This window comes from Geomicrobium sp. JCM 19039 (assembly GCF_000698145.1).
Classification (GTDB): Bacteria; Bacillota; Bacilli; order Bacillales; family Marinococcaceae; genus Geomicrobium_A.
Window position 1 is genome coordinate 91045 of the sequence record NZ_BAXB01000010.1, and the last position, 19331, is coordinate 110375.

The following is a 19331-nucleotide window of genomic DNA, read 5'->3' on the forward strand; positions in this document are numbered from 1 at the left end:
ATACGATGATAAATGCGAAGCGATTGGCACGTTGGATTCAAGAACTGGGGCAGTTTGGCGCTGTTCGGGGGGAAGGAATCACGAGAACGACGTTTACTGATGAAGAAGTGAAGGCGAGAGAATGGCTTGTTCAGCAAATGAAAAACCAATCCTTAGCCGTACAAATTGATCCAGCGGCGAACATATGGGGAAGAAGACCGGGACGGACAGAAGATGCGCCGGCAGTTGTGTTCGGCTCTCATATTGATACCGTTCCAGGTGGCGGGAAGTATGATGGTGCACTTGGTGTGCTTGTCGGGTTAGAAGTGATGGCAACGCTAGAGGAGCAAGGGATTCAAACGGATCACCCGCTTGAACTCGTCTCTTTTAGTGGAGAAGAAGCTAATCCATTCGGTTTATCAACGTTTGGAAGTCGGTCTGTCTCAGGAAAACTAACGCAACAAGACATTGACGGTGTGGTTGATTCTTCGGGAAATGTGCTTACAGAAGTGCTTGAGAGAGCCGGAGGCAGCTATGAGCTATTCAATAATACGAAGCGCTCTTCAAAAGAATTGGCACATTTTTTAGAGTTGCACATTGAACAAGGGCGCCGCCTTCTAGACAAAGATGTACCGCTAGGAATTGTAACAGGTATTGCAGGCATATACCGGGAAGTGTTTCACGTGCAAGGAGAGGCCAACCATGCAGGTACGACTTTTATGAAAGACCGTAAAGATGCGTTAGTTGCCGCATCCACACTCGTGCTCGAACTGGAAAAGGTATGCAAAGCTCAATCTAACGATGAAGTCGTCGCAACAGTGGGTGTATTTAACGTCACGCCAAATGCTGCAAACATCGTGCCTGGAAACGTTCAACTCGTAGTGGAGGTCCGAGGTCAACATGCGGTCGAACGTCAAAATATTATCTCGAAGCTTCACGTTGCAGCAAAGAAGGTAGAGAACGAGAGAGGTGTTCGCATCGATCAAAAGATCATGCTCGACCAAGCAGAAGTCTACATGGACGAGCAGATGATTGATGTGATGGAACATGTCGCTACGCTATCAGAAATAAATTCCGCACAAGTCACGAGTATGGCCGGACATGATGCCGCTCATATGGCTACTCTTACCCCATCAGGAATGTTGTTTGTGCCTAGTTTAAAAGGTATTAGTCATAGTCCGTTGGAAGAGAGCCGGATCGATGATATCGAAAAGGCGGCTAACGTGTTTTTGAAGACCGTTTTAGCGCTGGATTACGAACGTATTCGTTAAAGTAGCTTCATGCGAGCAACTAAGGGAAGCGAATTGTTATAGATCTCCACAGCAAGAGGGTGGCGTGAACTCCAGAGTATAAGAAGGACATCGTTGGTCAAACATCTGCCGATCTGGTTTCTATGTCGTCCGGGGTAAAAGTGCGACATCGGTGGTCAAAGGACGCCCGCCGTGTTTCCTATGCAGTCCAGACTACAAGTTCAACATCGGTGGTCAAAGGACGCCCGCCGTGTTTCCTATGCAGTCCAGACTACAAGTTCAACATCGGTGGCCATAAGACGCCCACCGTGTTTCCTATGCAGCGGAGGACTGGTCGAGCTTCTTCGGTCTTATTTCCAGGTCATTGAAAACAGCGTCTCGTCGTTTTTATTATTGATCAACGAGAACTTTTTTCTCATTAACATGAACGAACCTGTCCGAAGTTATGTGGCGGATTTTATTTAGGAGGATACGCTCTTTGGGCAGATTTTGTCAGACTTGAAAGTGTATTAGGCTAAAATCTTACCATTGTTCTTGCTATGGTAAGATTTCTAGTTTTTATGGTTGGATTTTAATTCCTACTCCTGTGCATATGTGACTCTGCCTTCTGAACCACGTTCAGTGCCCCAATACTCACCGAATGCATCTCACGACGTTATGAAGAAGTTTCCAAAATGTAGTTGAGGAACTTTAGGCCGACACCTACTTGAGTATCATTATCGGAGCAGCAAAATTGTCGCGATCTCAATTGTAAGGTAGTTAGCTCTATGTCAGTGGAAGCAGAGCGAAGGGACTTTTAAACACGATCTCATTATAAGCCACCATGTGTTCGTTGTGTAAGATCTCGATGCAGCATGCCCCAAAACCGAAAGCTGGCCTCTCTCTTATAGGCTGTAAATCAATCCGAAACAACCCTTCTATGAATCCTGATATACATATGGTGAGGATGCTGTAAGCAACCGACAACGCCGGTTGGATGGTAAGGCATTAACTGATCTGCCCGTTTGATGTCTACCCATTCTATATTAGAAATTTCTTCTTTATTAATTATTGAAATTGTTCCTTCAATGATTTTGGCTTTAAAAGTTATAAATAATGCGTGATGCCCTTTCTCTTTGAACTTTGCTTCATTTACAGCTATAACATCTCCAGCATAAATTTTTAAGTTGGTTTCTTCTTTGACCTCCCGTATTAGTGCTTGCTCTAAAGTTTCTTCCTCGTCAACCGCACCACCAGGTAACGACCATTCACCACCTATGTTATTTACCATCAGTACTTTTGATTCTTCTTCATTATAAATAAGTGCATAGACTACATTTACTCTAATCATTTTTTCAAACCTTTCGAGTTCGCGTTATTGGCAAATGAATTAGCGAAAAGTACTTTCTAAGTGGCTCGTATCATTGATAAAATGGATGACTTTATTTTTATCTGCATTTGTGAGTTCTATCATACTAATCCCTGTATCCCCTATTTTAAAATAGTAATCCATGTTCATTGGCATTTGGAAAAAAGCACGTAGTATACTAATGATTACCCCACCATGAGCTACAACTGCAATCCGGTCATGCGTATTTTCTGTCACTATTTTAGAAAATATCGTTTCAATTCTCATTCGAAACTCTATGAAAGATTCCCCATTTTCAAAACGATCATGGAGAAATTTTGGCACCGGATGCTTTTTTGCTTCCTCAAAAGGCATACCAGCCTGAATACCATTATTAAACTCCATTAATTCTGCTTCAAGGTTCACCGGACACCCAACAGTTTCCGCCAAAGTTTCAGCAGTTTCCCGTGCCCGCTTTAATGTGCTTGACCAAATAAGATCTGGTGGAAAGTCCTTTTGCACTCTCTGTACTAAAGCTTGCACTTGTTTTCTACCCATTTCTGTTAATTCAAAATCTGCTCTTCCTTCATGTACATTTAAAAGATCTGCTTCTGATTCCCCATGTCTAATTAATAGTATTTGCATGCTTTTTTCCTTTCTTCTCTAAATAATGATTGCTTACAGCGTAATACCAAAAGTAAATAATGAATGTTCAAAATAATAATTTGTCTCTTAAAAAATTGTCTGACTCGTTAGTGAAACAGCGGCCGAGTGTTTACAAGAGCAGTTGCCATAACGCCCAATCAGTCATCATATTCTGTTTACTAAAACAGGATAATTCCTCTGTCTTATTTGCTACTACGCTTAGTATAAGAGCCGCTGTGGAATAACCGATGACGCATAGCCTTTATAAAGAACATAAATCAAAAATTCGCTCTATATACCATTTTTGATATATAATCAACTTGTAAGAGGCGTTATATTTGTCATTTAAATCGACTTACTACGATACCAAAGAAACTCATTCCATTCAAGAATCAATTGACAAAAGAAGAAACTTTATAGTAATACTAGCTCGGCTTTCTCGTGAATTGTTAGTTAATTTCTATTCCCTCGTTTTTCAGCTACAAGTATAGGTGATGGCTGTATTATGATGTCTATAATGACAAACTAATAACCAATTAAAGATAATCTACAAGAAGATTACACTGTGACTCCATAAAGTAAAACCTTTTGTCATTGAGTTTCTATTCCTATAACTTTCCATTCAAATGGTAAACAAACATTCTGTGAAAAGAGCGTGAACGATGTACTCAATCTTACTCGTGACCCACGTCATTGCGGGCTTTATCTCGCTAGCTTTTTTGTTTATACCTGTCGTAGTGAAAAAAGGTGGTCGAATCCATATCTTTACGGGCTGGATCTTTACAGTTTCCATGTTTGTCATTTCTGGAACGAGCGTGGGAATGGTCCTTATTACACTGACCACAAGTAACGTTCCGGTTTCTGAATATTCGTTTAGTATCTTTTTATTTTTTATCGCTGTTTTGAGTTATGTAACAGCGATGCACGGATTGCGGGTATTGCGATTTAAAGCGCATAAAGGGAAGCATAACGCTTGGTTTGACTGGATGAACTCAAGCTTTTTAACTTTAAGCGCACTTATTGTGATTGTGTTCGGCATTACTCTCAATGATGCGCTCCTCACTTGGTTTCCTTTTATAGGCGTATTCTTAGGTATGAGTCAGCTTCTTTACTGGGCAACTAAACCTAAATACAAAACAAATTGGATTGTTGAACACCTTACAGGTATGCTTAGCTGCGGAGTTAGTGCCATTACTGCCTTTATCTCTTTGGTGCACCTAGACTCCTTACGATTAGTGAAGTCTCTCTTCTCTTATGGGTCAGCCCAACAATTGTTATTGTACCAATTATCATTATGTTCTCTTTGCGATACAGAGGAAAGAAAGCCGGCATTTCCATGTAACGACTACGGCATTATGTGGCCAAGGATTAACGTGTACGATTGGTAGTGCATTATAAATGGTAAGATTTTCAGTTCAAAGGGTTGGATTTTCAACCATACATCTTGCAAATTAAGGGGAATCTTACCATAAATGGTTGTATGGAAGATTTTCATTTCACTACCCCGGATGACCAACCAGTGCACAGTAAGTTTATGTGGGGATTTTAATGATTTAGCCTCACTAATTGATACTAAATCCCATCGTTAACGTGTTTATGTGGTGATTTCGCTTTTCTATGTGGGGATTTGAGCAAGGAGAGACTGAGATGACCATGAAATTCCCACATAGTCGTTTTTACGGGGGAATTTCCATGTATATAAGTTGAACTAAAGAATTTCTTCACAAACGAATGGTAGACCAACCGTTAAAGCCTAAAGTTCATCGACTTTGAGATCGATCATCATCGGTTTCAATAGACGTAGAAAAGATGAGTATCTACTATTAGCCTCCAAAGTGTACGGATCGAGTTGAATGCTAATATTGAGCAACCCCAGTTCAGCGACGTCGTCTATTCAGTACCGTTGCTTGGAACGAAAGGCGGTGACGCCTGTAGAAGTTGGGCCGAGACGAGACCCCGCAGGTCGTTAGACCGAGGAGGCTCGGCCGGTCCTCCGCGGTCAAGAAAACACGGTGGGCGTACTTTGGCCACCGATGTTGCACTTATACTCTGGAGTGTAAAGAAAACACGGTGGCTGTCTTTTGGCCGCCGATGTTGCCCTTATGCTCTGGAGTGTAAAGAAAACACGGTGGCTGTCTTTTGGCCGCCGATGTTGCCCTTATGCTCTGGAGTGCAAGCATCCGCCTGAAGTGGAAAGCAACAACAAACTGGGTAATTAGGAAAATGTTAAGTTCATCCTATGTAGAATCAATGAACAGAGGGAAGCCAGCGGTTCTCCTTACTCTCAGACGAGCTCTGTTGTTGATGATATCGCTTACTTTTTAGAATGAATTCAAACGGAAACGAGCCTCGAACATGATCATGAGGGGTTGTTTATGTAAGATTTCCTGATAAGTCTATCAGACAAATGACATGAGAGAAAACATATACTATAATAGAAAAGTTGCATTCACCCTAGAGTAGATGGAGTGAATTTTTTGTGATTCGATTAAAAAATGTATCAAAAAGCTATGGAACGTTCACAGCAGTTAGCCGCGTGAATATATTGATTGATCGAGGAGAAGTATACGGGATAATTGGAGCGAGTGGTGCGGGGAAATCTACAGTCCTGCGGCTTATGAATCAATTGGAAATTCCCGATGAGGGTAAGGTCTTTGTCAAAGATGAAGATTTAACCGAGCTGTCAAAACGGAAGTTGCGCGCGTCTCGAAAAGGGATTGGTATGATTTTTCAGCATTTCAATCTCGTCGCCAATAAATCCGTTTATGAAAATGTCGCCATTGCCTTAAAATTGGCTCGGGTTTCAAAGGAGGCAGAGCGGTCGAGAGTGGAAGAATGTCTCGCTTTTGTTGGCCTAACGGAGCAACGAGAAAAGTATCCTGCACAACTAAGCGGCGGACAAAAACAGCGGGTGGCGATTGCAAGAGCACTCGCAAATCAACCAGATGTGTTGCTTTGTGATGAACCGACATCGTCGTTAGATCCCCATACGACAAAAGAAATTCTCGGGGTTTTAGAAAATATAAACCAAACTCTCGGGGTGACGGTCGTCATTGTTAGTCATGAGATGGATGTAATAAAAAGCGTTTGTGACCGTGTTTCTGTCATGTCCGAAGGTGCGATTTATAAAACAATCCCGATCGTCAAGACAGGCATTCAAGCGAGTGACCGAAGTCCTGAACGTTTCGTAGAGGAGCTGACAGACGATGCCTGAAATTATTCTTCGGTATCAAGGAGAGATCTGGCAAGCGATTGGGGAAACGTTCATTATGGTAGGGGCTTCAATTTTGGCCGCGGTACTCGTAGGGCTTCCTGTTGGCACACTTCTTTATTTGTGTCGCAAAGGACAACTATTAGAAAACCGTTGGATTTTTTCCACACTTAATCTCATCGTCAATGTGATTCGGTCGTTTCCGTTTTTATTACTCGTCGTCTTTTTAATTCCTTTTACTAGGCTGATTATGGGTACAGCAATAGGAACGGCAGCGGCAACGGTTCCGCTCTCAATCATCGCATTTGCTCACTACTCAAGGCTCGTTGAACAATCTTTATTAGATATTCCTAAAGGGGTCATTGATGCGGCATTGGCGATGGGCGCTTCTGTAAAAGAAGTCGTATTCCGCTTTTTGTTCGTTGAAGCACGTTCTGGCCTGGTACTCGGTTTAACGACGTCTACCATTAGTTTTATCTCCTACTCCACAATTATGGGTGTCGTTGGTGGAGGGGGCGTTGGTGATTTTGCCATTCGCTATGGGTATCAACAATTCCAAACCGATCTTATGCTTTACATGATTGTCATTATGGTCATCCTTGTACAGAGCATTCAATTTACAGGAACATACGTAGCAAGAAAAATAGATAAACGATAAGGAGAGAAAACATCATGAGAAAGCTGCTACCTTTACTTTCCGTACTTGTGCTTGTTCTATCTGCATGTGGGACAGCTGAGGAAGAAGAAACGACCGAATCGCAAGAGGGAGAAGCTGAGGAAATTACATTAGAAGTTGCAACGCTCATTCCACCGATGACGGAGATTTTAGAATTAGCCCAATCCCAGCTTGAAGAGGACGGGATAAACCTTGATATCGTCGTGCTTGGCGATAACGTTCAGCCTAACGATGCCCTTCATAATGAAGAAGTGGATGCGAATTTTTTCCAACATGTGCCGTTTATGGAGGAATACAATCTTAACAACGATGGTGAACTTACACCAATAGAATCGATCTATTTTGCCAATTATGGTGTATACGCAGAGGAATATGAACAGATGGAAGATATTCCTGAAGGGGCAACGATTGCGATCGCCAATGACATTTCAAACATTGATCGCTCTTTACAGTTGCTCGAGCAACACGGGGTCATTGAACTAGAAGATACAGATGAACGATACTATACACAAACGCACATTGCTGAAAATCCTAATGATTATAATTTTGAAGAAGTTGATTTGTTAATGCTAGCAAGAATGTACGACGATGCGGATGCCGTCGTTATGACGCCTGCGTATGCAGAGCCTCTAGGTCTCACTCCTGCAGCGGATGGTCTCATTACAGAAGGTACAGAAAATGAATTTGCCATTACGCTTGTAGCTAGAGAGGACAATGCGGATTCCGAACCGATCCAAAAACTAAAAGAAGCAATGATGAGCGATGAAGTACGACAGTTTCTAGAAGATAATTACTCAGAAACGGCGATTCCCGCGTTTTAAATCATTCGCAAATTCCAACGAACCGTAGAGCTTATCGGGCTCTACGGTTAATGACAACCAGAAGCGGGTATAGAAGAACAAACCTTGTTGGAATGGTGGAGATGGAGATGCGGTTACACGTAGGGATTGCTGGAATTGGATGTAGCTTACTGCTCGTGGCTTGCGCGCCAGTCGCTGATGATGAAGACTTAGAACCAGATGTAGATCTAGAAAATCCAGAAATGTATGATTCTGTTGCTGATGCAAACAACCATATTCAGAACATACTGGAAATGAATGTGTCATTCCCGGAATCTGATCAGCTAGACGTTGCCTACATTTCTTCTGCTGAAGGAAGAGGGGTTGTCGAAGCAGGCTATTCAGAGACGGTAGATGGAGAGTCGTATAGTGATGAAGAAATTGAAGAGTTAGAAGAGACGAGTGGTGTTCAGTATATATACGGTGTGTATGATACGACACCAGATATACGCGTAGAAGTCGGTCCTGAAATTGCTGATGAAGGTAACGATGTTTCTGAAGAGGAGATTGCCGGAACAACCGTGTTCATTGAAGAAAATGAACAAGAAGGTGGAGATCCGTATGTCGTTCATTCATTTGAAGTCGGTGACTACGATTATGTATTGCACTACGTGTTGACAGACTCATTAACAGAAGATAATGCAGTAGACTTTACAGCGTCTTTTATTGAGTCATAGAATGAACAGAATGGCGCCTGAGCGGGCGCCATTCGCTCGTTTGTGGAGCAAGAAATCACATCGGGCTATAGACGTTGCATGTGTGATCAAGAAAGTGAAGAAAGCTTTGGAAATAGACGGCTTTTTTCTTAAAGCGCTAGATCTACTTCCATAAATGGTTGTTTGGAACGAGATGTTCATCGATTGGAATTAAAGCGATGCGAAAGTGGCCACGTATGAGTGAATCTGTTTCCGATAGATGGTTTTTGGAAGTAGATATTCCGCGGAATCCATCATCAATAAGAAGACTCACATTAATGATGTTGACGGTATATTAAACCCATATCGATAAAGAATACAAATAACTGAGTATAGCCCCAATCTTTCTTAACTTACGTTTCAGAAGTCATGTTGTAGGAATTCATAGATCGTCAATTCATTCCGTGTCCTATGCAAGACGGTGGAAACGAAACATCAACACTCTATATTTACAGTCGTCTGTATCCATCGACGGGCTCTTCTTCAAAGGCGACGGTCCGATATGTTAGGATGACGTTAAGAATGGAAAGGAGAATCTCATGGTGGAGACTCGAGTAGCTGGGGGTTGGAACTTCGACAATACGTACACATCGTTACCAGGTGTGTTCTATGAACAATTACGTACACGCCAAGTGAGCCAACCAGAAATTCAGCTGTTTAATCGAACGTTAGCAAAAGAGCTCGGGCTAGATGTTGATGAACTTGATAGTGACGAAGGCGCCCGTCTTTTATCAGGGAGTGAGCAGCCAAGCGGTGCTGCACTCATTGCACAAGCGTATGCTGGGCATCAATTTGGGAATTTCACAATGCTTGGTGATGGCCGGGCGATGCTGATTGGGGAGCAGATGACTCCAGACGGTAGACGCTTCGATGTGCAATTAAAAGGATCTGGACGAACTTCATATTCACGAGGGGGAGACGGCCTTGCAGCAACGGGTCCGATGCTTCGTGAATACATGATGAGTGAGGCGATGCACGGACTCGGCATACCGACAACGAGAAGTTTGGCTGTCGTCACAACGGGTGAACCTGTGTACCGGGAAACCGAGCTGCAAGGAGCCGTACTTACGCGGATCGCAGCGAGCCATTTGCGTGTCGGCACGTTTGAATATGCGCGCGGGTTAAAAGATCACGAGCTTCTTCAACAGCTTGCTGATTATGCAATTGAACGACATGTTCCTGAAGCGAAAGACCAGAAAAACAAATACTTGTATCTTTTAGATCACGTCGTTCAAAGCCAAGCGGCACTGATCGCGAATTGGCAACAGGTTGGTTTTATTCATGGGGTCATGAATACAGACAACATGACGATCAGCGGGGAAACGATTGATTATGGTCCTTGTGCTTTTATGGATGTGTATGATCCTGAAACGTCATTTAGTTCCATTGATACGGGGGGAAGATACCGGTATAGCAATCAACCGTACATTGCGAATTGGAATTTAGCGCGATTTGCGGAGACGCTCGTGCCACTCCTCCATGATGATGAAACCGAAGCTGTTGAGCTAGCGACAGATGCCATCCATGAGTTCCAACAAGCGTATCATGCCCACATGCTCAAAGGGATGAGAGGGAAGATCGGTCTTCGTGATGAGGAACCAGAAGACGGACAAATCATCGGTCACCTGCTTGAAATGATGCAAAAACGATCAACAGATTTCACGAACACATTTCGTAATCTAACGCTTGGAAAACTTGAAGAGACAGGGTTGTATGGGCTCAGTGAGTTTGATGATTGGCACCAGTCGTGGCAGGAGAGGCTCGCTCGTCAAGGAGATTCAAAAGACCAAGTACAGGAGAGAATGAAAACACACAATCCGGCGATCATTCCAAGAAATCATCGAGTTGAGGAAGCGATTGAAGCTGCGGTTACACACAATGATTTCTCCGTTGCAGAAAAGCTTGTTTCCCAGCTACGAACACCGTTTGCTTACACGACAGAACAACATGAGTATAGTGCACCTCCAGCGGATACAAAAGCGCCGTATCAAACGTATTGCGGCACTTAAGAAGTGACACGTGCCCCCTCGTCTACAACGTCAACTAGTGACGGGGGGGGGGCACGTGTTTCTTATTCAATTAATTTCACATACCGTACATACACATAGCCAAACACGTGTTCTTATGTTATGCTACCGTAGGAATCTTACGACCAGGAGCCGAGCACGATGACAATTTATGAATACTTAAAACGTACGAACGAATATAGTGATGATCTTCAGAAAGTCATTGAGAGAACAAGTGACAAACTTATGATGGAGAGCACGTCTCATCAACGACCAGGAATGTTGCTCGGGAAAATCCAATCAGGTAAAACGAGGGCATTTATCGGTGTAATCGGTCGGAGCTTTGATCAAGGGATGGACGTTGCGATCATTTTTACAAAAGCGTCCAATGCGCTTGCCAAGCAGACGTATGAACGGATGTCTAAAGAGTACGCACATCTAATAGAAAGAGATCAGGTACGGGTGTTTGATATTATGCGCATGCCACCGAACCTTCGAAACTACGACCTTTCTAAAAAACTCATATTTATCGTAAAGAAAGAAACGAAGAATATGGATCGCATCCAAGAGGCAATGTTCACTACTTATCCGAGTCTTTCAGAGCGGAATGTGTTGTTTGTAGACGACGAGGCAGATCTTGCCAGTGTCTCGTATGAGCGGGATGAGCGCAAAAATGTGACCGATGTGCGAGTCATCTCTCTAAAGATTGATCAATTGCGAAAGAAGTGCCTGGTGTCTGCATATCTCCAAGTGACCGCGACTCCGTATTCATTATATTTACAACCTGATGAACGAAAAATCCATGACCATAAAGTTTTTGCCCCGGTACGACCCGCGTTCACTGAACTCGTCCCTACGTTCAAACAATACGTAGGCGGTGAAACATTTTTTGAAAGTGAACATGCTGATCGTTACTTCCAAGAGATTCAAGAAGCGGAACTTACGACACTGAAAAAACAAGACCTACGAAGGGTTAAAAAAGAAACATTGCTTACGAGTCGAAATGTGGCCGGACTTCGGCAAGCCTTTCTCCTTTTTTTAGTCGGGGCAACGATACGTAGAATTCAACAGAAAAACAAAGGCGAAAAGCCACAGAAATATGCGTTTATAATGCACACAGAACGAGGCAAGGCGGCGCATGTTTGGCAAGCAACCATTGTCCAACATATTGAGACGCAGCTGCACAAACTCATCGATGAGGAGCCGCGCAAGTGGCAAAAACTCGTCCAAACTTCATTTGAAAATGTGAAAGAAACGCTCATTGGCGACATTCCTAGTTTACAAACGGTGATCGCAGATGTACAAAAAGCTTTGCAAGACGAATATGTGCTCACCTCGGTTGTGAATTCGGAACAAGACGTGTCTTTATTACTTGACCACACCGGACAGCTTCGTCTTTCATCCCCAATGAACATCTTTATCGGCGGTCAAATCCTTGACCGGGGCGTCACAATTAATCAGCTGATTGGCTTTTATTATGGAAGAAATCCGAACCGTTACCAACAAGATACCGTTCTTCAACATTCTAGGCTTTACGGAGCGAGAGATCCTGAAGACGTAGCCGTGACAAGGTTTTATACGTCGAGAAACATTTACGAAATGATGAAACGAGTGCATGAATTTGATCAAGCACTGCGTGTGTCGATCGAATCAGGAGGAGACGACCAGCAAGTTATATTCATCCAAAAAGATGACGAAAACAAGATTATCCCATGTAGCCCGAATAAATTGCTGCTGTCTGATTTAAATGTCATCAAGCCTCATAAGCGCTTTTTGCCTGTTGGGTTTCAGACAGGCTATAAAACCCATCTGAAAAAATCAATCGACTGGCTCGATCAACAGCTCGTGCAGGTACAGCAACCCGAGCGTCTTCCCATCGACATTGTCGAGAAGCTTATCGACGAAATTGGACACACGATTCATATGCAGCCAGGATTTTCCTGGGACCCAGATGAACAAAAGGCATTACTTCGGCACATGAGCACTGGTCACGTATGGGTAATTGTACGGAAAAACAGGAACATACGGCGTTTTGATTCAGAAGGAAATGTTGAAGATGCGCCAGACACTCCGAGTGGTCACAACAGTGAACTTGGTACAGCAAAGCGTTTGGCGCAAACAGAACCTGCCATTATACTATTGCGACAAAACGGAGAGAAGCAACATGGATGGATGGGCACACCATTTTGGTGGCCAATCATTGTCGCTCCGCTAAACTGTCAAACAGCCGTATTTGCCAAAAAAACGAAAGAAAGCGAGAGACCTTAAAGGTTCTCTCGCTCTTACTCTTCCAACAGCCGGTAGTCGATAATTTCTTTGTTTCCTTCATCGACCAACCGTAATCGTTCAGCCCCGAAATCCAGAGCGGTGAGCTGTAATGCTTTGAAAAATGCATTCTCATCTTCGTCATTCCAGCTTTCAGGATCCGTCACTGCGTAATGGACTTGAGCGGTGCCTTCGTCGTCCGTCCAAGCGTCATGGATTGTAACGAGGTTTGAAATGCCTGGCTGGAAATGTTCCTCGTGAGCCGTGACGGTTTGCATCGCTTCGAGTGTCTCACCGAAGTCTTGATTCTCATCAATGTCTTCAATATCGGCAATGCGTGCAAATGTTGAATTACCGTCTTGTTCGTAGACGTAATATCCTCGATTCGGAGTGACTTCAACGTCTTCTGCTTCCATTTCTGCAAGTTCCCCAAACATCGCCCCAGGTTCTCCGTCCTCAAAAAAGAACAACGTCTCGATGCCATACATATCCGCTGTATAGTGCAACTTATCTAAAAAGATGGCACTTTCGGTAGAAGCCATACTCATGGGACCATCAAACGAGAAGTATAACAAAGCATTTCCTTCATCCATACTCGTTTCATCAATTGCCGAAAAAATGTCATTTTGGGTCGTGTCACTTTGTTGTAATGACAGTAAAAATTGATCCGCTCGAGCAATTTCTTCCTCTGTACGCTCAATGTCTACCATCATAACTTCATTAGAAACATTATCTAGAAAATTTACATCTGTGTGAAGAAGAAAAGGAGCATCAACGAACATTTCATCGTGAATCGGTCCGTCTTCTTGTTCGGATTCTGAATGATCAGCATCTTCTATTTTAATTTCTTCCATTTCAGTATCTTCATTTTCCAGATCTTCTTGTTGTTCTGGTTCAGGCTCAATATCAACGGCTTCTTCATTCTGGATTGGTTCGTTCGTTTCGTCAGAACAAGCAGTCATCATGAGAAATGGTACGATTGGAACGACAAACGTCAGCCTCTTTCTCATCCAATGAACGCCTCCTTCAGAAGCTTCTTTTGGTAGATATTCCCTAACATGTAGGGGGTGAAACGTGGACACCTCTTGTTCTTGGTGATATGTTTTATTTACTTAAAGGGTAGGTGAGGAGATCAAAATGAAAAGAAGTCGAATACAAACAGCACGGGGGACGTTTGAAGTGTATACAGAGGGAAAGGGGCAGCCGGTCGCGGTTACTCACCTCTATCAATCGTTTCGAGGGAATGGGGATTTCTTTGTCCAAAAATTATGTGAACATTATCGAGTTATTCTCATCAACCTGCGTGGGTGTCACGAATCACCGTCGATTAACGATCGGGAAGAGTATAGCATGGAGACGGCCATTCAAGATCTTGAAGCGATTCGAACTGCATTTGGATATTCAGCTTGGGCTTTTGCGGGCACGTCTGCTGGTGGCATGCTTGCGCTCCAATATGCAGTGGAAAAACCATCCAGCCTCACAAAGATTATCGCCGGGGGTCTAACGCCGTCGTTTGCTTATTTAGATGATGAAGATAGCATTTATAGCACACGTAACCCTCATGCGAGTACGATTAAGGAAATTATGGAGAAGTTAAAAACCGCAACGGATATAGAAGAGAGGCAAGCCCTTCACAAAACGAGGACAGAGTTTTCTCTTTATAATAAAGAAACGTACCATACGATGATGGCACGTCCGAAAGATGGTGGAATTCACCATGAGAGGCTTCAATATTTTATTGAAACCGTAAAGAAGTTTGATGTTCGTCCAGCGCTTCCAACGGTTAAAGTGCCAGCGTATTTATTTTCAGGTCGCTATGATACGCAATGCCCACACCGTCATACGAAAGAAGCTTCACATCTGCTTGCGAACGCTCAGTTGACTACCTTTGAAAATAGTGGTCACTTTCCATTCATTGAAGAAGAACGGGGTTTCCATAAGTTTCTCGAGCAAACGATCTAATCAAAGCTCATAATCACAATCTCACCGGTGTAGGCATCAATTTCCATGTCTACTTCCCCTTGGCTCGTTTCTAATTCGATTTCATAATACACACGTCCATCTTCTCGTTCGAGCTCAAGGTCATCAACATACCCGTCTTCCACTTCAGCTAGAGCAATTTCTTCAGCTCGTTCAGGGCTAATTAATACATCTTCATTCTTTTCGGTTTCCTGATCATTAGGGGATTCCAGCTCGATCGCTTCGGATTGCTCTAAGTGAAGCATATCACCGCTCGTGGCATCAATAACCGCATCGTAAGTGCCATGACGGTTCTCAATCTCAACTTCATAACGCGGGTCATTGTTTTCGTGAGTGAGTTCAATTGTTTGTACAGTGCCAGGATACATTGATTCGATTGCTCTTGTAACTTCTTGCTCTTCAATTATTGTGTTGTTTGCGTTTGCGGTGAAAAGTGAAATCAAGGTTGCACTTCCAGCAATGACTGCCAAACAACTTGTAATGATTAATAGTTTCTTCACGCCGCTCATCCTTTCATTGGGAGAGTAACTGTAAATGTCGTCTGTTCACGGGGGACGCTATCCACTCCAATCGTACCATTATGCAATGAGACGAGTTTTGAAGCAATCGCCAAACCGAGCCCGCTTCCGCCGCCTGCTCGTGAGCGTGACTTTTCAATCCGATAAAAACGATCAAAGATTTTCGTTTGTTCAGATGGGGTAATGCCGTTACCGTAATCCGTTACAGTGAGTTCGACGTTTGTCCCCGCCTTGACCACTTGAACATCAACGTGATCTTCACTATATTTAAAAGCATTATCTAAAAGAATATAAGTGAGTTGTTGCAGCATTTGTTCGTCGGCATTCGCAATCAGTAACTCGTCGCTAGACGAAAAGCGAACATCACGTTCTGTAGCTACTTCCATCGCCAGAACCGAGTGTTGCACAACCGTTACTACGTTAATGTCCGCTTTATTCACCGTGAGATGCTCTTCATCTTTTACGAGTAACAATAACTGTTCAGCCAATTGTTTCATTCTTGTACTTTCTGAAGTAATCGCTTCAATCGCCTCATCGAGCATATCTGGTTTTGTTTTCCCCCAACGTTTTAGCATAGAGGCATAACCATCAATAATCGTTAGCGGAGTGCGGAGTTCATGAGAAGCATCTGAGACGAATTGATCTTGCTTCTCAAATTGCACACGCAAACGTTCGATCATTGCATTAAACCCGTCAATCAATTGTTGGAGTTCATCGCGTCTTCTGCGTTTTTCATCAATTGTTTGCAAACTTCCTTTTTCCTGAATCGAGTTCATCCGATGAATTAATGAATGAATCGGGCGGAGAATAATAGCGCCAAGCAACCAACCGCCAAGGATGGCTGGAATTAGGGCAAGCAGTGAGGCGACAACTAAAATCAGCCCAAGTAACGCCATATTTTCTTCCATGCCGACGAGACGCTCTGAAATTTCAAGCGTCACGATCGTGCCATCTTCCCAAACAATCGGTGTGTATACAAATGCGAAGCGCTCGTCTTCATCCGTCATTTGTGTATTTGCTTCGTGTTGGTTTGTGTAACGGGTTGGAAACTGGAGAAAGCGTTGCTCACGCGTGATGGTCGTTACGGTTTCATCGTTCTGATTAATAATTCGTACCATCCCATCATTTGGCACGTATGTTTCACTGAGTATTTGTTGGACGGGAAGATCATTCTCAATCGCCGAGCTTACAAGCTCAGCAATGGATTCGGATTGACCTTGAACGCGCTCCACTTCAGATTCAGCACTAATCGTCTCATATACGTGATAAACGATCGTATTCGTCAAGGCGACAAAAAGCACAAGTGTAATCGCTGCTGCAACTTGTAACTTCGTTCTTAATTTCATACGGAAGCCTTTTTCAAGACATAGCCGATGCCTCGAACCGTATGAATTAATGGTGAGTGATCGGCATCTATTTTTTTGCGTAAATACCGAATGTATACGTCCACAACATTCGTATCTCCATAATAATCATACCCCCATACGGTTTGAATGAGTTGTTCCCTCTCTAATACTTGCCCTTGATTTGCGAGTAAGTATTGGAGCAGATCAAACTCTCTGCGGGTAAGTTCAATATGAGTGTCTTCGCGGTACACCTCACGGGTTCTTGGGTCGAGCCGAAGGCCCTCAAACTCAAGCACAGCGTTCTCCTTTTGTTCCTCAGAAGTTGGTTGGCTTCGTAATTGAACGCGAATGCGGGCGAGCAGTTCTTCCGTTTCAAATGGTTTCGAAAGATAATCGTTGGCACCAAGATCTAAGCCGCTCACTCGATCGGGTACTTCATTTCTAGCTGTGAGCATGATGATCGGCGTCGTCGAGTTAAGACGACGGTATCGACGTAATACTTCTAAGCCACTTAAACCCGGCAACATCACATCAAGTAAGATAAGATCCCATTTACCATTTATCGCCATGTCCAGCCAGATTCCCCGTCATATATAGCTTCTGCCTCGTAACCTTCGTGCATCAGTTCTAGTGTTAAGAGCCTTGCTAATCGTTTTTCATCTTCAATGACTAGAATGTTCATCTCGTTATCCTCCTACCACTGAGCGAAAGTTCAAAATCACTCACACTTATCTTTTAAGATAAATGTGAGTGAATGAGCTCTCCTTTGAAGTCATTATATCCGATTAGGCTCTAGACGAACATCAATCATATTCAATATCGATGATTTCACCGGTTTGGGCATTAATCGTTACGTCTGTATCGTGAGAAAGTTCGATTTCATATTCTAAACCACCGCGGTCACGCTCAAGCGTTACTTCCTCAACAACGCCATCCACTTCGTTCATCGCAATGTCAATCGCCTCGCGCACTTCAATATAGTCAGAATGCAAGAACAGATCATCACTTAAAGAATTCTGTGGTTGTTCTTCTACTTCAACGTTCGTCGGTTCACTCGTCGTCGTCGTAGAGGTCGGTGTGTCTGCATTTGCTGAATACAGAGACATTCCGACAGCCGAAATTGTTAGAGCACCGACACAGCTTGTTGCAATGAGTAGTTTTTTTCATTTTTTTATTCCTCCTAAGATTTTGTATAGGTTCATCTTAGCCAACAAAAATAATAGAAGGATGAGAGAAACATTAGAATTTGATGAGAAAATTTAGCAGCGAAAATTATATAGTAAAGAGGCGGGAGTAGCATGTGAAAAAGCCAGGCACGTATGTTTTTTCATTGCGCGCCTGGCTCGATGGAAACAATAGCTGTCTACTGTTTTGGCGCGTTTTGTTGCTCCAAGGCTTTTGTGATCTTCTCAACATACGCCTCTTCTTCAGGGGACCAAAAGCTCGGGAAACGAAAATCATCCGCCTCATCCGACGCTAGCACGCGCTCTAGCTCGTCCGCATATGCTTCCCATTCCTCTTTTGGCACAGGCTGCATCATCAACTCAGTCAATTGGATCAGAATTTGTTGTGCTCGCTTAGATTCAGGCGCCACCTTGTCTTTCATTAATTGTTTCACATCAGACAGGATGAGTAGCAATTCACGGTTTAGATGTGCACGCTCTTGTTCAGTCATGGAAGTGTATGTGGTCACAACCTTTTCAGACAAGTGCTCCCTCATCCATTCCAGCCGTTCTTCTTCGTGCTCCATCTCTTGAAGTAAAGCACTGACCATCGTCCACGTGACTTCGGTTCCTTCGCCTAAAAGTGAATGCACGTGTTCTACAGCAGAAACTGCTCGGTCAATCTCGCTTCGTTTTTCGAGTAACATATGCTTTTGAATTGGCAACGACATAAGCCAAGCTTCTATTGATTGATTCCCAGCATGCAAATACCGTTTAATTTCTTGTAGAGAATACCCAATAAATTTTAACGATTGAATCTGTTGAAGCTCGGCTAGTTGTTTCAGCCCATAAACCCGATGGCCGCTAGCATTTCGGTTCTCGGGAAGTAACACTTCCAATTCCTCATAAAATCGCAGCGTCCTCGCCGACACCCCTGTTCTTTTGCTGAATTCTCGAATGGAATACATGACATATCGCCTCCTTAACTAAAGCGTAACCGCTTCCGTAACGGAAAGCGCAAGAGAGAGTGTATTTCTTTCTTCAAAAAGTAAATTCTTATTTTGGCCGTCGACTGAATAATGTTCTTTTCGCAGTAAATGGGTCTACTAAAAAGTCTTCATGATGAAGATCTTTTGTGAATTGCAGTAATAATAAACGTAACGATAATAACCGAGAGCATGATAGCAACTATGGTTAATGCTAAGCTTCCAGGTATGATTTCGAATGAAAAGAGGATCAAAACGATCACACCTATACTAAAGAGAGCAATACGCATTTTCGTAACCCATGAGTACGGATCTTTAGTCGTTAAATGGTTATCGTCACTCATTCTAATACCTCCTTAAGCAGGTAACTGGGTCTATTATTCTCTCAGCTATCCGCTTAATAACGATTACAATCTCTTTTTATTGTATAGATTTAAATAGTTAT

Annotated in this window: 17 protein-coding genes and 1 pseudogene; 9 read left to right on the forward strand and 9 right to left on the reverse strand. The window is 43.2% G+C overall.

What is annotated here, in order from left to right; all coding sequences use genetic code 11:
• Positions 1-5 precede the first annotated feature (5 nt).
• Positions 6-1250 carry a M20 family metallo-hydrolase gene (locus tag JCM19039_RS11380; RefSeq protein WP_052398726.1) on the forward strand — a complete coding sequence of 415 codons (1245 nt, stop codon included), beginning with the start codon at positions 6-8 and terminating at the stop codon, positions 1248-1250.
• An 877-nt stretch (positions 1251-2127) separates the two neighbouring features.
• On the opposite strand, the gene JCM19039_RS11385 is transcribed toward JCM19039_RS11380, so the two are convergent.
• Positions 2128-2559 carry an NUDIX hydrolase gene (locus JCM19039_RS11385; RefSeq protein WP_042427203.1) on the reverse strand — a complete coding sequence of 144 codons (432 nt, stop codon included), beginning with the start codon at positions 2557-2559 and terminating at the stop codon, positions 2128-2130.
• Positions 2560-2598: 39 nt separating this feature from the next.
• Entirely contained in the window at positions 2599-3201 is a 603-nt protein-coding gene (locus tag JCM19039_RS11390) for a histidine phosphatase family protein (RefSeq protein WP_042427204.1), read from the reverse strand.
• A gap of 662 nt (positions 3202-3863) precedes the next feature.
• Here JCM19039_RS11390 and JCM19039_RS11395 point away from each other — a divergent pair.
• From JCM19039_RS11395 to JCM19039_RS11425, 7 genes are all read left to right on the forward strand, one after another.
• Positions 3864-4589 (forward strand): hypothetical protein, encoded by a 726-nt coding sequence (locus tag JCM19039_RS11395; RefSeq protein WP_052398727.1) that lies wholly within the window; start codon positions 3864-3866, stop codon positions 4587-4589.
• A 1091-nt stretch (positions 4590-5680) separates the two neighbouring features.
• On the forward strand, positions 5681-6415 hold the full coding sequence (locus tag JCM19039_RS11400) for a methionine ABC transporter ATP-binding protein (RefSeq protein WP_052398728.1): 735 nt from the start codon (positions 5681-5683) through the stop codon (positions 6413-6415).
• The gene (locus JCM19039_RS11405; RefSeq protein WP_042427205.1) at positions 6408-7070 is read left to right on the forward strand and encodes a methionine ABC transporter permease; all 663 of its coding nucleotides are present in this window, start codon (positions 6408-6410) and stop codon (positions 7068-7070) included. Before JCM19039_RS11400 ends, JCM19039_RS11405 begins: the two co-directional genes overlap by 8 nt.
• A 14-nt stretch (positions 7071-7084) precedes the next feature.
• Positions 7085-7909, forward strand: coding sequence for a MetQ/NlpA family ABC transporter substrate-binding protein (locus JCM19039_RS11410; protein ID WP_042427206.1), 825 nt, complete (start codon positions 7085-7087; stop codon positions 7907-7909).
• A 107-nt stretch (positions 7910-8016) separates the two neighbouring features.
• A complete protein-coding gene (locus JCM19039_RS11415; protein WP_042427209.1) occupies positions 8017-8604 on the forward strand; it encodes a hypothetical protein in 588 nt (195 codons plus the stop codon).
• Positions 8605-9161: 557 nt separating this feature from the next.
• On the forward strand, positions 9162-10631 hold the full coding sequence (locus JCM19039_RS11420; RefSeq protein ID WP_042427212.1) for a YdiU family protein: 1470 nt from the start codon (positions 9162-9164) through the stop codon (positions 10629-10631).
• Between the two features lie 159 nt (positions 10632-10790).
• On the forward strand, positions 10791-12896 hold the full coding sequence (locus JCM19039_RS11425; protein ID WP_042427215.1) for a Z1 domain-containing protein: 2106 nt from the start codon (positions 10791-10793) through the stop codon (positions 12894-12896).
• Positions 12897-12910: 14 nt separating this feature from the next.
• Here JCM19039_RS11425 and JCM19039_RS11430 read toward each other — a convergent pair whose 3' ends face one another.
• A complete protein-coding gene (locus JCM19039_RS11430; RefSeq protein ID WP_042427217.1) occupies positions 12911-13903 on the reverse strand; it encodes a hypothetical protein in 993 nt (330 codons plus the stop codon).
• 127 nt (positions 13904-14030) lie between these two features.
• Here JCM19039_RS11430 and JCM19039_RS11435 point away from each other — a divergent pair, with 127 nt between their 5' ends.
• Positions 14031-14855 (forward strand): alpha/beta fold hydrolase, encoded by an 825-nt coding sequence (locus tag JCM19039_RS11435; RefSeq protein WP_042427220.1) that lies wholly within the window; start codon positions 14031-14033, stop codon positions 14853-14855.
• On the opposite strand, the gene JCM19039_RS11440 is transcribed toward JCM19039_RS11435, so the two are convergent.
• From JCM19039_RS11440 to JCM19039_RS11465, 6 genes and pseudogenes are all read right to left on the reverse strand, one after another.
• Complete coding sequence (locus tag JCM19039_RS11440; RefSeq protein ID WP_052398729.1) at positions 14852-15373, reverse strand: PepSY domain-containing protein; 522 nt, start codon at positions 15371-15373, stop codon at positions 14852-14854. The two genes, JCM19039_RS11435 and JCM19039_RS11440, sit on opposite strands and share 4 nt — an antisense overlap.
• Before the next feature lie 5 nt (positions 15374-15378).
• Positions 15379-16737: a cell wall metabolism sensor histidine kinase WalK gene (locus JCM19039_RS11445; protein ID WP_042427225.1), complete on the reverse strand. Its 1359-nt coding sequence runs from the start codon at positions 16735-16737 to the stop codon at positions 15379-15381.
• Positions 16734-17419: pseudogene (locus tag JCM19039_RS11450) on the reverse strand (response regulator transcription factor). Before JCM19039_RS11450 ends, JCM19039_RS11445 begins: the two are co-directional and overlap by 4 nt.
• Positions 17420-17540: 121 nt before the next feature.
• On the reverse strand, positions 17541-17843 hold the full coding sequence (locus JCM19039_RS11455) for a PepSY domain-containing protein (RefSeq protein WP_042427229.1): 303 nt from the start codon (positions 17841-17843) through the stop codon (positions 17541-17543).
• A 257-nt stretch (positions 17844-18100) separates the two neighbouring features.
• Positions 18101-18868, reverse strand: a complete 768-nt coding sequence (locus tag JCM19039_RS11460) for a MerR family transcriptional regulator (RefSeq protein WP_042427232.1) — start codon at positions 18866-18868, stop codon at positions 18101-18103.
• Positions 18869-19017: 149 nt separating this feature from the next.
• A complete protein-coding gene (locus tag JCM19039_RS11465; RefSeq protein WP_042427235.1) occupies positions 19018-19230 on the reverse strand; it encodes a hypothetical protein in 213 nt (70 codons plus the stop codon).
• Positions 19231-19331: the final 101 nt, after the last annotated feature.

Bases quoted from the DNA above. Each gene is read 5' to 3' on its own strand.
- JCM19039_RS11380 (WP_052398726.1), top strand. From the start codon at position 6: ATGATAAATGCGAAGCGATTGGCACGTTGGATTCAAGAACTGGGGCAG.
- JCM19039_RS11385 (WP_042427203.1), bottom strand. From the start codon at position 2,559: ATGATTAGAGTAAATGTAGTCTATGCACTTATTTATAATGAAGAAGAA.
- JCM19039_RS11390 (WP_042427204.1), bottom strand. From the start codon at position 3,201: ATGCAAATACTATTAATTAGACATGGGGAATCAGAAGCAGATCTTTTA.
- JCM19039_RS11395 (WP_052398727.1), top strand. From the start codon at position 3,864: ATGTACTCAATCTTACTCGTGACCCACGTCATTGCGGGCTTTATCTCG.
- JCM19039_RS11405 (WP_042427205.1), top strand. From the start codon at position 6,408: ATGCCTGAAATTATTCTTCGGTATCAAGGAGAGATCTGGCAAGCGATT.
- JCM19039_RS11410 (WP_042427206.1), top strand. From the start codon at position 7,085: ATGAGAAAGCTGCTACCTTTACTTTCCGTACTTGTGCTTGTTCTATCT.
- JCM19039_RS11415 (WP_042427209.1), top strand. From the start codon at position 8,017: ATGCGGTTACACGTAGGGATTGCTGGAATTGGATGTAGCTTACTGCTC.
- JCM19039_RS11420 (WP_042427212.1), top strand. From the start codon at position 9,162: ATGGTGGAGACTCGAGTAGCTGGGGGTTGGAACTTCGACAATACGTAC.
- JCM19039_RS11425 (WP_042427215.1), top strand. From the start codon at position 10,791: ATGACAATTTATGAATACTTAAAACGTACGAACGAATATAGTGATGAT.
- JCM19039_RS11430 (WP_042427217.1), bottom strand. From the start codon at position 13,903: ATGAGAAAGAGGCTGACGTTTGTCGTTCCAATCGTACCATTTCTCATG.
- JCM19039_RS11435 (WP_042427220.1), top strand. From the start codon at position 14,031: ATGAAAAGAAGTCGAATACAAACAGCACGGGGGACGTTTGAAGTGTAT.
- JCM19039_RS11445 (WP_042427225.1), bottom strand. From the start codon at position 16,737: ATGAAATTAAGAACGAAGTTACAAGTTGCAGCAGCGATTACACTTGTG.
- JCM19039_RS11455 (WP_042427229.1), bottom strand. From the start codon at position 17,843: ATGTCTCTGTATTCAGCAAATGCAGACACACCGACCTCTACGACGACG.
- JCM19039_RS11460 (WP_042427232.1), bottom strand. From the start codon at position 18,868: ATGTATTCCATTCGAGAATTCAGCAAAAGAACAGGGGTGTCGGCGAGG.
- JCM19039_RS11465 (WP_042427235.1), bottom strand. From the start codon at position 19,230: ATGAGTGACGATAACCATTTAACGACTAAAGATCCGTACTCATGGGTT.